We start from the raw sequence: 12,613 nt of genomic DNA, 5'->3' as shown, positions 1-12,613 counted from the left end.
AGATCAACCAAAAGAAGGATTTTAGGTATGGTTACCCTAAATTATCCTCAGAGGTGTTCTTGAGTTGTTACACAGCTCACCACGGATGAGGAAGGGGAACGGATATGACCAGTGCAATCCTCCCTAGCAGTAGCCTGGCTGCGGACCTAAAGGCCTTTACCGCCACCGCACACGAGCGGGCGGAAGAATCCACCTTTATGACGGATTTGTTGGACGGGAAACTCAGTGCCCACGATTTCCTCCGGCTCCAAGAACAGGCGTGGTTCTTCTACTCCGCTTTGGAGGAGGCAGCCCATTGCGTGAGCCACGGGGAACGGGCTGGCCTCATCGTGGATGAGGCTTTGGATAGAACTGCCGCATTGGAAAGCGACATAGCCTACTTGCATCGGCAATTCTATGGTGAGGGAGCTGCCGAGGAGGGTACCCGGCAGTGGCGCGCTAATGTAACGCCGATTCCCGCCACGGTTGAATATGTGGAGCGGTTGCAACGCATCCGCGATGAACGCGATGAGATCCGCTTGATCGCTCACCACTACGTGCGATGCCTCGGTGACCTATCGGGTGGCCAGGTGATTGCTACGATGATGCGCCGGAATTATGGCATTGCCCCGGAGGCGCTGCAATTTTATCGCTTTGAGGGGATCGCCAAGCTCAAGCCCTACAAGGACAACTATCGCAAAAACCTCGATGCCATGCGCCTAAACCCCGCAGAACGGCAGACGCTACTGGAAGAAGCCACGGAGGCCTTTGTGCTCAACATGAACGTTTTTGCGGGCTTGGAGCGTGGAGAAAAATAGGTTTAGTCTAGAGTTTGCAGTAGGTCATCCTTAACCCGAAGGAGTGCGTGATGGCTTTGCATCTTTCTCTAGATCTTCACGGAGCTACCCTGGGCGATCTTGAAGCCCTGGTGGCGGCGGCACGCAGCGCCGGAGCGGAAAGTAGCAGTGCTATCGACGTCGATACGCACGAGTAGGTGCTGCACGTGCGGGCACACGGGCTACGCCGTGCTGCCCAGGGGGAGCCCCGCACGGAAACGAGCGGTGTGGGCGAGGCCGCCGTGCGCAGCGTGATTGATATTTTAACTGGCCGCCAGGAGCCACCGCGTCGTTGAGGGTTTTTCTTATCCTTGTGCCAGGGATTGAGAACCTTATTGGGAGATACACCTCGTAACGTCATCGGTAGTGGCTACGGAAGGTGGTTATTTTTATGCGAACAAAAGCAATTCTGTGGAGCGGACTCGCTGGAATGATCGTGGCGGGGATAATCGCGGGTGCGGTGGTTTTTATCCCCCGTACGGAAAACGCCCAGGAATCCTCCGTAACCATAGAAGAGTGGCATCGGGAATACGCAGTTCCTTTCCATAAACAAATGGCTACGTGGCAGCAGCTGAGCGAGGATCTAGGAATGGTTCCAGGAACCCCTGTTCAGGAATCAAATGTTCCCTATGCCACCGTGAATTAGCTATCGTCCGTGGTATTCACTATGCGCATGGAGGCTGTGCGTCTCACGTAGAAACTACTCACTAGTAAACCTATAACTCCCACGGCTACGGTGGCCGTGACTCCCACCCAGGCAAAGCGAAAATCATCCCACTGTAGTGCCGCGCCGTCGGAATGCTGGTCTAAGAGGAACCCCGTGGTCTGCCCCGCGATCATTCCCGCGATGAACCCTCCCATATTTGCCAGGCCGGTTCCCGTGGCCACGGTAGATCGTTCCATGCGCTCGCGTACGTAATCAAAGCCGTAATTAGAAGTGGGAGTGATAAGCCCAAGAAGGAAGTTCATTCCGATGGCCGCCATGACCCCGCGCGGGTGCGATGGGAAAAAGAACAACACCCATGAGCACAACGTTAAGAGCCCGCCTAGGAGAACAATTCGATCGCGCCGGGCGTCTAGCCGCGAGGATAGGATTCCGTGGAGAGGGCCGACCGCAATCATGACGGCGGTATTAAAAGTAAGCACGAGCCCGGCGGTGGGAGAACTCAATCCCATGCCAAGGGTGAGCAGAGGCATGCCTCAGAGCAGGGTGAACGTAACTTGCGCGGCGATGCCCGTCCAGTGAGTGAAGAACCCCAACCAACACACCGGTGAAGTAGTCACGCGCCGCAGCGTGTTAGCGAGGGAAGAAGGAGATCCGCTCTGCGGCGGGGCGGAGGGCGCCGAGGGGGCGTCAATCACAGCGATCCAGGCGAGAAGAGCCACGAGCACCCCCAAGGCACCCAGGCTGAGAAAGGCAGGAGTCCAACCCATTCCGTGAAGGAGCGCGAGAAAAGGTACCGCAGAAAGGAATTGCCCTATTTGTCCCAGGGAACCGGTGAGTTGAGCAAAAAGGGGTGCGCGCCGCAGGGGGAACCAATAGGGAAGAATCCGCATGGCGGAGAGGAAAGCGGTAGCGTCTCCGGCTCCAATGAGCACGCGGGCGAGCAGAGCCACGGGATACGACGTCGTGAGCGCGAGCGTTATCTGCCCAACGGCCATGATGAGAGCACCCAGGGCGAGCAATCGCCGCGGGCCATAGCGATCAATGGCGATCCCCGTGGGAATCTGGACGAGTGCGTATACGCCCACCTGAACCGAGGTAAATACGGCTATGCGGCCCGCGCTGACATCAAACCTGCTCATGGCCTCCGTGCCAGCCACGCCAAAGGAGGTGCGTCCGGTGATCGCCACGATATAAACGCACACGGCGCTGGCCCAGACGAGGAGGGCTTGCCGGGAAAGCCTTTCGGGTGATGTAGGTTGCGGCGCAGTCACGGCAAGGCACTCTACTCTTGGGAATAGTAGATGCCGTATGCGCCCCTAGCGCGAGGGGTGGCAGGCTAGACTTGGCTGCTATGCGCTACATCTCTACTCGCGACGCCACCGCGGCTCCCGCACGCTTCACTGACATTCTTCTCGGGGGTTTGGCTCCCGACGGCGGCCTTTACCTCCCCGAGACCTATCCTCACCTGGGGGAGGGGGATCTAGAGAGGTTCCGCAATGTTTTGGCAGGCCAGGGTTACGCGGCCTTGGCCGCCGAGGTATTAAAGCTTTTTATTGATGATATTCCTGCTGCGGATATTGAGGCCATTGCCGCAAGGGCCTACCGCACTCCGATATTCGACGATGAACAGATCGTTCCGGTCAGTTCCGTGGAAGATGATCTCTACCTTGGTCATCTTTCCCAGGGACCCACGGCGGCCTTTAAAGACATGGCCATGCAATTATTGGGCGAACTCTTTGAATATGAGCTGGCGCGCCGGGATCAACCCTTGAATATCGTGGGCGCTACCTCCGGGGACACGGGCTCTTCGGCGGAGTATGCCATGCGCGGCCGTGAGCGCATTAGCGTTTTTATGCTCACCCCCGCCGGACGCATGACGCCTTTCCAACAAGCACAGATGTTTGGGCTGGATGACGCCAATATCGTGAACATGGCGCTCAACGGAGTCTTTGATGATTGTCAGGACGTGGTCAAGGCGATTTCTGCCGATGCAGACTTCAAGAGCCGCCACCACATTGGGGCAGTGAACTCAATTAACTGGGCCCGCTTGATGGCGCAGGTGGTTTACTATATTTCCTGCTGGGTGAAGGTTACTGAGGATAACAGCCAGAAGGTAAGTTTCTGCGTGCCCACGGGTAACTTCGGGGATATTTGCGCGGGGCATATCGCTCGCCAGATGGGGCTTCCGATTGACCGCCTTATCGTAGCCACGAATGAAAATAATGTGCTCGATGAGTTCTTCCGCACCGGGGAGTACAGAGTGCGTTCTTCGGCGGAAACCCAGGAGACGTCGAGCCCCTCGATGGATATTTCCCGAGCCTCTAACTTTGAGCGCTTTATCTTTGATCTCCTGGGCCGCGATGCCGCTCGCACGCAAGAACTCTTTGGCGTGCAGGTCAAGGAGGGCGGTTTTAGCCTGGCTGAGGATGAATCATTCCCGCGCGTAGCGGAGCAGTTTGGTTTCGCCTCGGGCTCTTCCACCCACCAGGATCGTGTGCAGGAGATTGGGGACCTTTATCGGCGCCTGGGAATCTTGATTGACCCGCATACCGCTGATGGCTTGGTGGTGGCGCGCCGCTGGCGGGAAGAAATTACCGGCCCCATCGTGTGCCTCGAAACCGCGCTTCCTGTGAAGTTTGCCGATACCATCCGTGAGGCGATAGGGGAATTGCCTGCCATCCCGGAGCGTTTTGCGGGCATCATGGAGGCGCCGCGGCATGTTCGTGAGGTGCCCAATGATGCGGAAGCGGTTAAAAAGATTATCGCTGAGCACGGTGCGGATGAGGAAGGATAATAGGCATGCGAATTAGCGTCATAAGCATTTTTGTGGATGACCAGGAAAAAGCCCTGCGCTTTTATCGGGATACCTTGGGCTTTAAGGTGTCCAAGGACATCGTGGTGGATGAGGAGGGGCATCGCTGGTTAACCTTGCGTTCCCCAGAGCAATCGCAGGGGCCGGAGCTGCTTTTGGAACCCGCAGCGCATCCTGCGGCGCGGGACTTCCGGGAAGCGCTTTACCGTGACGGCATGCCCTTTACTCAATTTGAGGTGGAGAGCGTGGAGGGGGAATACCGCCGATTGAAGGAACAGGGCGTGAGCTTTAGCCAGGAGCCGATGGACGTGGGCGAGGCCGTTATTGCGGTGCTTGATGATACCTGCGGCAACCTGATTCAGCTGGTCGAGGCAAAGTAAAGATCAAAGGTTCCCCGAGTCAGGAGGCTCCCCGAGGAAAAATCCCCGGGGAGCCTCCTTTAGAGAAAAGCTATTTTTTCAGCCACTTGGAAAGCCTCTTAGAGGCCTTCCTGGTCTGCTGGATCACCACACCGATCTGGGAATTACGGGCGGAAACGCCCAAAAGAAGATCGTGAACTTCGGGGAAGGAAACGCTACCGATGACCAGGTTTTCATCGGGCAAGGTCATGGCCACGATGGTGCCAGCTCCTTCCTCGTCGTTGTGCCCGAGCAGGGCCGATTGAGCGGCCGATACACCGGCCATAGAGGCATTAAGAGCGGCAAGTTGCGCGCCCTCCACGGCGGAGGGGAGCCCCATAGAGCAGATATGGAGGCCATCGCCCGTGCCGAGCACGATCGAATTAACTCCTTCTAAGGCCTCAAAAATGTCTTTGAGGACAGGCATGGCCGCTTGTGCTAAGGGGTTGGAGTCAAAATCCGTAGTGCGAATCTTGGAGTGGGGAGTAATCATGATGGGATTCCTTGACGAGTAATAGCGGTGGTAACGAGCTGGCGCACTTCCTCTTCACGGCGGGGGTCCACGAGGTGTACCGGCACACCTCGATAACCGTGCTTGCGCAGGCTGGCCTGCACATCAGAGAGGTTATCCGTGGTGGCATAGTTGAGGGCTACGGTGAGCCTCTCGGCGCTTTCGGGACCTCCGGCCACGGTAAGCCAGTGGTAGAGATCCTCAAGCAGCGCCGAGGAATCTCCATAAAGCCAGATGACTATTCCGGCCTGTGGGTTCAGCATGGGAGTGCGGCATGAGACAAAGCGATCCTGACCGGGGGTGCCATAGAGTCCCACGAGAGTTCCATCTGGGCGCTCCCATAGACCAATATCGAGCCCCACGGTGGTGGATTGCTTGGTGGGGGTGCGCTCGGGGGAGAGGTCTGCTTGGGAGGAAAGCCGTGCTTCCGTATTGATGGTGGGAATGCTAGAAAGTGTTTCCACTGCCGTGGTTTTTCCCACTCCCACGGGACCAATAAAAACCACTTCGGCCGAGGTAGGGGAGCCAACGAAGGTATTGCCGGAGGAATGCACGGTGCCGGTCACGGGGGAGCCATCCTTCGTGAGTTGATGGCGAGGGGTCATGATTTTCCCTTCTGTTGTCATGGCACCAGCGCGGAGCCAGGAGGTTCAATGTCGTCACTTTGCATGGGTATTCTATAAGGAATCCGCTAAGGGTGTAGGGCAAGGGGGTGGCGGCAGGTGGATCACATGATTCTTTCGGATAATTCTGGTAAATATAGTGTCGTTGCCACGATTGCACTAATGACCAATGTTGTGGCACTTGGACACCTCCCCCGCACCCCGTGGAGGAGGATGGCAGACTCCAACGTGTAAGAAAGGTTCTCTTTACATGTCCCGCCAATCTGATCTGAATATCATGCTCAACGACATCGCAGGTGACCTTGAGGGTTTCCTGGGTGCTTCCGTGGTGGATCTGGACACCGGTATGTCGCTGGCCAGCATTTCCCGTCTCAACAACTTCGATCTTGACGTAGCCTCCGCTTACAACAGTGAGATGGTTAAGGCTAAGTTCAAGACCATCGCCGCTCTGAACCTGGATTCCGGCCTGGAGGATATGCTGCTTACCCTTTCGGATCAGCTGCACCTTATCCGTCTGCTGAGCAACACCGAGTTCATCTACGTGGCTGTTTCCCGTCAGGGCACCAACCTGGCGATGCTGCGTTCTGTGGTGAACCGCCACGTAAACGCTCTTCGTAGTTGAAGGGCGAGGCGGGGCGAGGGCGCCGATCGTCTCAGCAATGAGCGGATAAGCGCGCCCTCGCGCTCGTCGCAAACCAGTACCTCCGCGTCCTCTCCTGTGAAGCCACAGGCGGGGCGGGCACAGAACTCGGCAGCGGTAAAGCCGCAGTCCGCTTCTCCGCAGAAGTCGGTTGCACGTCAGGCAGAGCCGCAAGCTAAGCAGGCGGCGAAGTCCACGACGGCTAGCCAAGCGCCACAGCAGAAGTTTTATGCCAAGCCCAGCCAGGCGGTAAAACAGAACGCTGGTTTTAAAGCGCAGGGTCAAAAGCCTGCAGAATCGAACCAGCCGAAGCGGCAGGTTTCGGGGCCGAAATCTACTCCGGTGGCCAAGCCGGAGCGGAAGAAGGCGCAGGAGAACACCGGCGGTGGTCGAGTGATTAATCCTGATCCTCTTGATCGTCCCTCGGATGATCCGGAGGGCTTTAAGTTCAGTGATTGGTTGCGTTCCTGGCGCGAAAGCCAAGAGCGAAACTAATTCTCTGTCTTGCACCCCCTATCTTTTCGGATAGGGGGTGCCTTTCTATAAGGGAGGAAGGCGATATGGCCACCCCGGATTTTATTGTGGAATTAAGGAAAAAGATCGGGCATGATCCACTGTGGCTGCCGGGTGTTACCGCCATTGTGGTGAAGGACGTGGATTCGGAGGCCCCGGCCTGGGCGACTCCCTCAGTGCTATTAGTCCGCCGCGCTGATGACGGACAATGGACGCCGGTAACGGGCATCGTAGATCCGGGAGAGCAGCCTCACGATGCTGCCGTGCGGGAAGTTCTTGAGGAAACCGGCGTGGAGGCTCAGGTTGAGGTCTTGTTGGGGGTGGGGGCCGTGGGGCCGGTGACCTATCCTAACGGGGACGTCGTGAGCTATGTGGATACGGCCCTGCGGCTTTCTGTCTCGGGGGAACAGACGCCGGTGATCGGTGATGATGAGTCCGTGGACGTGGGGTGGTTTGAGGTGGCCCAGCTGCCGCCCATGCAACCGCGCTTTCGCCTCTTATGCGCGGATGCGGTGGCGCAATTGCGGCATCCGGCGGGTTTTCGTCCCCGCATGGGCTATCACAAGCGCCCACGATAGAAAGAAGATTCCCCTCTCTGGCCTGGGCCAAAGAGGGGAATCTTTTATTCAGGGAGGGAGAAAATTACTTCTCGCTGCCGCCACCGAACAGGCTGTTCAGGCCACCCAGGGTGTCCACGATGCCCTTAGCGGTCTCCACGCCCTTCTTGGCGTTGTCGATGCGCTTGCCGGTCAGCTCAGCCTGCTGAACCTGCTCCTCGTAGGTCTTGGGAGCAGCAGCCATAGCGGGGGCCACAGCGGTGGTGGTAGCGATGGACACTGCGGCAACGGAAACGGCCAGCTTGCGGGAGAGCTTCATTGATCTTTCCTCTCGATAGTTATTGACATGTCGGTAGCTAAAGCGGGGTACGCACGCGCTACACGAGTAAAGATAGCAGCAGTTTTTCAGGATGGGAAGAGGAAGAGCAAATTTCCCAGGAAAGATCAGTAATTATTTTTCGTGGAGGCTCTGAGCAGGCTTTTTCCTGGCGCGGGTAGGTGTGAGGAATAGAGCTGAGGGGGTGACTGTTGTGGATAACGCAACGAGATCATCGCACGAGAAAGGGATGAAAGATGCCAAACACCAAGAAGGTCATGATTATCGGGGGCCACGGCAAGGTAGCGTTGCTGGCCGCTCCGATACTGCATGAGGCAGGCTACGAGGTGGATTCGGTGATTCGCTCTGAGTCGCAGAAACAAGATGTGCGGGACGCCCAAGCGAATCCCGTCGTGGCGGACGTACAAAATGTAGATGTAGAAGGCTTGGCCCAACTCTTCGAGGGGCACGATGCGATTGTGTGGTCTGCGGGAGTGGGCGGTGGAGATCCCGAGCGCACCTACGCGGTGGATAGGGATGCCGCTATTCGGACGATGCAGGCTGCCGAGAAAGCGGGCATCAAGCGCTATGTGATGGTCAGCTGGGTAGGCTCAGTTCCTGAGCATGGGGTACCGGCGGATCAGGACTTCTTCTCCTATGCAGATGCCAAACTTCAGGCAGATGATTACTTGCGCAGCACCGATTTGGATTGGACGATCTTGGGGCCGAGCACGCTGAGCACCGACCCCGGTGACGGGCACATTGAGGTGCTTGATCCCGAAGATAATTGGCGGGAAAAGGGAAGTACCGCTTCCCGTGAAAATGTGGCAAGGACGATTCTCGAGGCTCTGGAAGGGGCCGCGGTGCACGAATTTGTGCGCTTTAATGATGGAACTGTGCCCGTGGCCACAGCCATGCGGAAGGGGTAGGGGGGCGTCGATAAGCATGGACAATTAATCCGTGCTTTCCTGCTATAATTGCTTCTCGCTACACAAGCCCTCCCTGAGAAAGGACCTGCGATAGTCAAGAAGTCTGCCTTGCTGGCTGTGACTGCTGCTTTTGCTGCATCTGCCCATCTTGTCCCCCTGGCCGCAGCCGATGAGGATTCGCGCTTGCCGCAGCCGAATCCGGCCGGCTCGGTGCTGGACGGGCACCTCTCCGAGATCAATGACAAGGGAGCGTACTTCGCGGAGACTCCTTACACGGAGCAGGCGGCTTCTCGCGCCGTGGGGCAGATCCTCAATGGTGGCTCTCTGTGCACCGGTTCCGTGATCGACAGTGCTTCGCGTTCCCTGGTGGTGACGGCTGCTCACTGCCTGGGCGACTTCAAGGACGGTAAGTGGGAAGTCTCCCAGGCAACCCGTGATTCCATTGCTGCGGGTAACTCCATCTTCACCCCGGCGCACGATGGCACAAAGACCAATACCGAGGAACGCACTCCTTTGGGGAGCTGGAAGATCACGGACGCGCACGTGTCCGCCACCTCGGGTGTGGACGTGGCGATTTTGGAAGTAGCCCCGGATGAGCAGGGCCGCAAAATCCAAGATCGCACCGGTGCCTTTGGTATTCACAAGGAGCTCCAGGAAGGCGAGGTAGTTCAGGCATCGCTCATCGGCTACCCCGGCCCGGCGCCTTTCAACGGTAAGTCCCAGTCCGTGTGCGTAGGAAACTACACCAAGTACCCCAACGGTGGTAACGGCCAGATCCGCCGCGTGGAAAGCGAGCGCGAGTGCTGGGTGGGTGGCGGCGCCAGCGGTGGACCCTTTGCCACCACGAGCAGCAACCCTCAGCTGGCCGGTGAGATCATTACCGTGCTGCACTCCGGTGGCGGCGGAAACATTGCCCCGGTGATGCCGGAGCTGATTCAGGCGGCCGAGGGGGATATTCCGGCAGAGGAGAAGAAGGAGACCCAGCCGGTCTCCCCGGAGCAGCCGACGGCTCCCACCACGGAGGCCCCGGCGCCCGAGAAGCCTGCTACCGACGCCCCCACCACGGAAGGTCCTGCCCCGGAAAGCCCTGTTACCGAGAATCCGGAGGCTCCGGCACCGGAGCAGACGGAAAAGCCCGCACAGGAGCCCCAGTCTCCTGCGGAGCAGCCGGCTCCGAAGGCGCCGGAGAAGGGCATTGACCCCGCTCAGTTTGGGCAGCAGCCCCAGCCTGCCGCTCCCGAAAAGGGGATTGACCCGCAGAAGTTTGCGGCTCAGAATAACTAAGGCATAAGGCCCTCAGAACTCTGGGGCCAAACCACGTACCTGGCTACCATGTAGGAAATGCACGGTAGCCGGGTATTTTTATCGAATATCCTTTTCGAGGATAATGTCCCGCTGCGGATCATCGCCCAGGTAGAAAATATGATCGCTAACCTCCTGGAAGCCTAGGGTGGCATAAAACTTCTGGGCAGCGGTATTGTGCTCCCACACGCCTAGCCAAACGTAATCTTTCTTTTCCTCCACAGCCCGGCTGAGGACCTTCTCAAAGAGTGCCTTGCCGAGTCCCTGGCGCTTATACGCGGAACGAATGTAGATGCGCTCCAATTCCAGGCGATCATCGCCCCGGGGTTCTGATTGTGCTGTCCCGACATTGATCTTCACGTAACCAGCGGGGGAGTCCGCAGCGTCTCCTTCCGTGTAGATGAAGAAGAATTGGGAGCTGGGGGTATCGAGTTCCTTGAGTAATTGCTCAGTGTTATAGGCGCTATCAAAGAAAGCGCGCATATTTTCCTCGGTATTGTATTGCGCAAAGGTATCGTTGAAGGTCTCCATGCCGATCTCTTTGAGGATTTCCACCTGATCTCTTTGTACTTGGACAATGCGGTGTGAAGGCATGCTGTTCCTCATTTCTCTTTAGACAACGGGGCACCGGTGAGTGCTGTGAGCATTGCCATTCTACGCGCGGCGGAGGTTGGTGTGACTGGGCGGGAAGTGGAGCGCGTGTGAGTGACCCCAAGGATTGTCCGGGGAGCGCAAGGGCTTTGATTTTCGGAAGGCCTCACCAGGTGGAGGAAACTAGGCAGGCTCAAGCCTTGGCGCACCGCTATTTTAGAGCGATCCTTTGGCCGTGATGTTGGTGTGATGTGGGTGCGCCCGGAGACATTTTGGGGCACTCTGGGAACGCTTTGGGGTGCTTTGGAAGCTCTTTGGGAGTGCGCGGATATTTTGTATCAGAACGCGTGGATGTGGCGCAGCTTTATTCGGGCCGAGATAACTTACATTTTCCTTCTTGTCGGGGCTCGGGGTTTTTAAGATCAGTGCATGAGAAAAGTACGTGCGGGCATGGCCGCTCTTACCGTGGCGATGAACCTAGCTCCGATCTCCTTGGCGGTCCCGATGGCCTCGGCAGAACAAAAGCCCTTGGCGGGGCGTCATATTTACCTTGATCCGGGTCATGCAGCGATTACGCAGTCGCCCTATCACAAGGTGACCGATGGGCGGGGAGGGTGGAAGCCCTGTCAGGCTCCTGGGACTCATGCCCTGGATGGCTGGCCGGAGCACACCTTTAGCTGGGAGATGGGTCAAGAACTCAAGCGGCAACTAGAGGAGTTGGGAGCGCAGGTGAGCCTGAGCCGCCCCGATGATACCGGCATGGCGGACTGCATTGATACCCGCGCGCGGAAGGAAAATGTCTCTGGGGCCGATCTGGTGCTCAGCCTGCATGCGGACATTAATGCAGAGGGGAATAGAGGGTTCCATGTCTCCCCGATCAAGGACGCCCTGCCGGGGAACAAGGCGGAGGAATCCTTGGAGCTTGCTCTCGACGTGCGCGACGCCCTCGTTGAGCAGGGATATGCTACCTCGAACTATCTGGGGAGCGAGGGGATCAATCCCCGCAGTGACCTCACGGGGCTGAATCTTTCCACCAAGCCCAAGATCCTCATTGAGTTTGGCAATATGCAGGATTCCCACGACATTTCCGTGCTGCATAGCGCTCAGGGGCGGGCGGGAATGGCGCAGGCAGTGGTGGAAGGGGTGGAGGAGTTTCTTTCTGTGCCATAGCGATTCGATATTGCAAAGCCCGCTCCCTGGAACATCTAGCTCACAGACTTGTGAGCAATAAGATCACCGGTGAGCGTCATGACGTTCACCGTGTCCGCCTTCTCCGCGCCGTCGGGGAGGTCATTATTTTCCTTACCAATGGTGAGTTGATTGGACATCTGAGTGGCGATTTGCTCTCCAATTTCCTTGCCAGCCTTCTGGTCTAGGTTTGTCACCACAAGGAGGGAGTCACCTTCGCTGTGCATGTCCAGAATGTGCCCCTTGGGGTCTCCGGGATATTTGTCAGTGATTTGGTTCCAAGCGTCAATGCCGTAAACAGCGAGGGTTTCTTCTTGGAGGGCTGTACCCCAGTTGGAGGTGTCGCTTTCCGTAGTTTGTTCATCTGACTTGGAAGAATCAACGTTTTGAGCCTCGGAGGTAGCTTCTTCTCTTTTATCATCGGTGCTGCTTTCGCAGGCGGTACCGTCACCATCTCGATCCAAGGACTCGTTGTAGCGTGGGTTGTCAGAGCTTAACGGTGTGTCGCCGGCATCGCGGGCTTCTGCACAACTCTGATACTGCTCACTGGCGGCTTCTGAGGTTGTAGTCATCTCTGTGGTCGGTTCGGTATCGCTGGTGCTAGAGCAGGCAGCGAGTGATGTGGTACCTATGAGGAGGATCGTGCAGGCGAACGTGTGTTTTGTGGTGGTCATCTGGATTATCCTTTCGCGTTAGCCGGGTATCTATGAAAAATATATTGGTATCCCTATTGAAATTGTTACTCGTGGGG

Annotated in this window: 19 protein-coding genes; 12 read left to right on the top strand and 7 right to left on the bottom strand. The window is 57.3% G+C overall.

Translation table 11 applies throughout. From position 1 onward, the window contains the following. Window positions 1-104 precede the first annotated feature (104 nt). From Clow_RS04950 to Clow_RS11710, 4 genes are all read left to right on the top strand, one after another. Window positions 105-797, top strand: a complete 693-nt coding sequence (locus Clow_RS04950) for a biliverdin-producing heme oxygenase (RefSeq protein WP_055177167.1) — start codon at window positions 105-107, stop codon at window positions 795-797. Window positions 798-844: 47 nt separating this feature from the next. Then, window positions 845-973, top strand: coding sequence for a hypothetical protein (locus Clow_RS12145; protein ID WP_281175654.1), 129 nt, complete (start codon window positions 845-847; stop codon window positions 971-973). A 9-nt stretch (window positions 974-982) separates the two neighbouring features. Then, window positions 983-1,111 carry a hypothetical protein gene (locus Clow_RS12140; RefSeq protein ID WP_281175653.1) on the top strand — a complete coding sequence of 43 codons (129 nt, stop codon included), beginning with the start codon at window positions 983-985 and terminating at the stop codon, window positions 1,109-1,111. Window positions 1,112-1,206: 95 nt separating this feature from the next. Further along, window positions 1,207-1,461, top strand: coding sequence for a hypothetical protein (locus Clow_RS11710; protein ID WP_156334649.1), 255 nt, complete (start codon window positions 1,207-1,209; stop codon window positions 1,459-1,461). Here the strand turns inward: Clow_RS11710 and Clow_RS12060 are convergent. Both Clow_RS12060 and Clow_RS12055 read right to left on the bottom strand, forming a co-directional pair. Further along, entirely contained in the window at window positions 1,458-2,012 is a 555-nt protein-coding gene (locus Clow_RS12060) for an MFS transporter (RefSeq protein ID WP_281175651.1), read from the bottom strand. The two genes, Clow_RS11710 and Clow_RS12060, sit on opposite strands and share 4 nt — an antisense overlap. Window positions 2,013-2,015: 3 nt before the next feature. Then, window positions 2,016-2,753: an MFS transporter gene (locus tag Clow_RS12055; RefSeq protein WP_245625700.1), complete on the bottom strand. Its 738-nt coding sequence runs from the start codon at window positions 2,751-2,753 to the stop codon at window positions 2,016-2,018. Window positions 2,754-2,833: 80 nt separating this feature from the next. Between Clow_RS12055 and thrC the strand changes: the two genes are divergently transcribed. Both thrC and Clow_RS04935 read left to right on the top strand, forming a co-directional pair. Next, entirely contained in the window at window positions 2,834-4,276 is a 1,443-nt protein-coding gene (thrC, locus tag Clow_RS04940) for a threonine synthase (RefSeq protein WP_055177164.1), read from the top strand. Window positions 4,277-4,281: 5 nt separating this feature from the next. Further along, complete coding sequence (locus Clow_RS04935) at window positions 4,282-4,674, top strand: VOC family protein (protein WP_055177161.1); 393 nt, start codon at window positions 4,282-4,284, stop codon at window positions 4,672-4,674. A gap of 70 nt (window positions 4,675-4,744) precedes the next feature. On the opposite strand, the gene Clow_RS04930 is transcribed toward Clow_RS04935, so the two are convergent. Together Clow_RS04930 and Clow_RS04925 are read right to left on the bottom strand one after the other, a co-directional pair. Then, complete coding sequence (locus tag Clow_RS04930; protein ID WP_055177158.1) at window positions 4,745-5,185, bottom strand: roadblock/LC7 domain-containing protein; 441 nt, start codon at window positions 5,183-5,185, stop codon at window positions 4,745-4,747. After that, complete coding sequence (locus Clow_RS04925; protein WP_055177155.1) at window positions 5,182-5,808, bottom strand: hypothetical protein; 627 nt, start codon at window positions 5,806-5,808, stop codon at window positions 5,182-5,184. The genes Clow_RS04930 and Clow_RS04925 overlap by 4 nt, the downstream gene beginning before the upstream one ends. Before the next feature lie 268 nt (window positions 5,809-6,076). Here Clow_RS04925 and Clow_RS04920 point away from each other — a divergent pair, with 268 nt between their 5' ends. The 3 genes from Clow_RS04920 (at window position 6,077) to Clow_RS04915 (ending at window position 7,557) form a co-directional block, all read left to right on the top strand. Beyond that, window positions 6,077-6,448 carry a roadblock/LC7 domain-containing protein gene (locus tag Clow_RS04920; RefSeq protein WP_055177152.1) on the top strand — a complete coding sequence of 124 codons (372 nt, stop codon included), beginning with the start codon at window positions 6,077-6,079 and terminating at the stop codon, window positions 6,446-6,448. A gap of 96 nt (window positions 6,449-6,544) precedes the next feature. Next, the gene (locus Clow_RS11705; protein ID WP_156334647.1) at window positions 6,545-6,961 is read left to right on the top strand and encodes a hypothetical protein; all 417 of its coding nucleotides are present in this window, start codon (window positions 6,545-6,547) and stop codon (window positions 6,959-6,961) included. A 65-nt stretch (window positions 6,962-7,026) separates the two neighbouring features. Beyond that, entirely contained in the window at window positions 7,027-7,557 is a 531-nt protein-coding gene (locus Clow_RS04915) for an NUDIX hydrolase (protein ID WP_055177149.1), read from the top strand. A 64-nt stretch (window positions 7,558-7,621) separates the two neighbouring features. Here the strand turns inward: Clow_RS04915 and Clow_RS04910 are convergent, their stop codons facing one another. Next, window positions 7,622-7,855 carry a hypothetical protein gene (locus Clow_RS04910; protein ID WP_055177146.1) on the bottom strand — a complete coding sequence of 78 codons (234 nt, stop codon included), beginning with the start codon at window positions 7,853-7,855 and terminating at the stop codon, window positions 7,622-7,624. 254 nt (window positions 7,856-8,109) lie between these two features. Between Clow_RS04910 and Clow_RS04905 the strand changes: the two genes are divergently transcribed. Continuing rightward, window positions 8,110-8,781, top strand: coding sequence for an SDR family oxidoreductase (locus tag Clow_RS04905; protein WP_055177142.1), 672 nt, complete (start codon window positions 8,110-8,112; stop codon window positions 8,779-8,781). 117 nt (window positions 8,782-8,898) lie between these two features. Continuing rightward, entirely contained in the window at window positions 8,899-10,065 is a 1,167-nt protein-coding gene (locus Clow_RS04900) for a trypsin-like serine peptidase (protein ID WP_169786568.1), read from the top strand. A gap of 78 nt (window positions 10,066-10,143) precedes the next feature. On the opposite strand, the gene Clow_RS04895 is transcribed toward Clow_RS04900, so the two are convergent. Continuing rightward, the gene (locus Clow_RS04895; RefSeq protein ID WP_211256928.1) at window positions 10,144-10,638 is read right to left on the bottom strand and encodes a GNAT family N-acetyltransferase; all 495 of its coding nucleotides are present in this window, start codon (window positions 10,636-10,638) and stop codon (window positions 10,144-10,146) included. A gap of 465 nt (window positions 10,639-11,103) precedes the next feature. Here Clow_RS04895 and Clow_RS04890 point away from each other — a divergent pair, with 465 nt between their 5' ends. After that, complete coding sequence (locus Clow_RS04890) at window positions 11,104-11,844, top strand: N-acetylmuramoyl-L-alanine amidase (protein WP_082418527.1); 741 nt, start codon at window positions 11,104-11,106, stop codon at window positions 11,842-11,844. Window positions 11,845-11,879: 35 nt separating this feature from the next. Here Clow_RS04890 and Clow_RS04885 read toward each other — a convergent pair whose 3' ends face one another. After that, window positions 11,880-12,536 carry an excalibur calcium-binding domain-containing protein gene (locus tag Clow_RS04885; RefSeq protein WP_082418526.1) on the bottom strand — a complete coding sequence of 219 codons (657 nt, stop codon included), beginning with the start codon at window positions 12,534-12,536 and terminating at the stop codon, window positions 11,880-11,882. Between the last annotated feature and the right edge of the window lie 77 nt (window positions 12,537-12,613).

Origin of the sequence: Corynebacterium lowii (assembly GCF_001412085.1) — a bacterium.
GTDB lineage: Bacteria > Actinomycetota > Actinomycetes > Mycobacteriales > Mycobacteriaceae > Corynebacterium > Corynebacterium lowii.
This window is presented reverse-complemented; position numbering and strand designations above follow the sequence as displayed.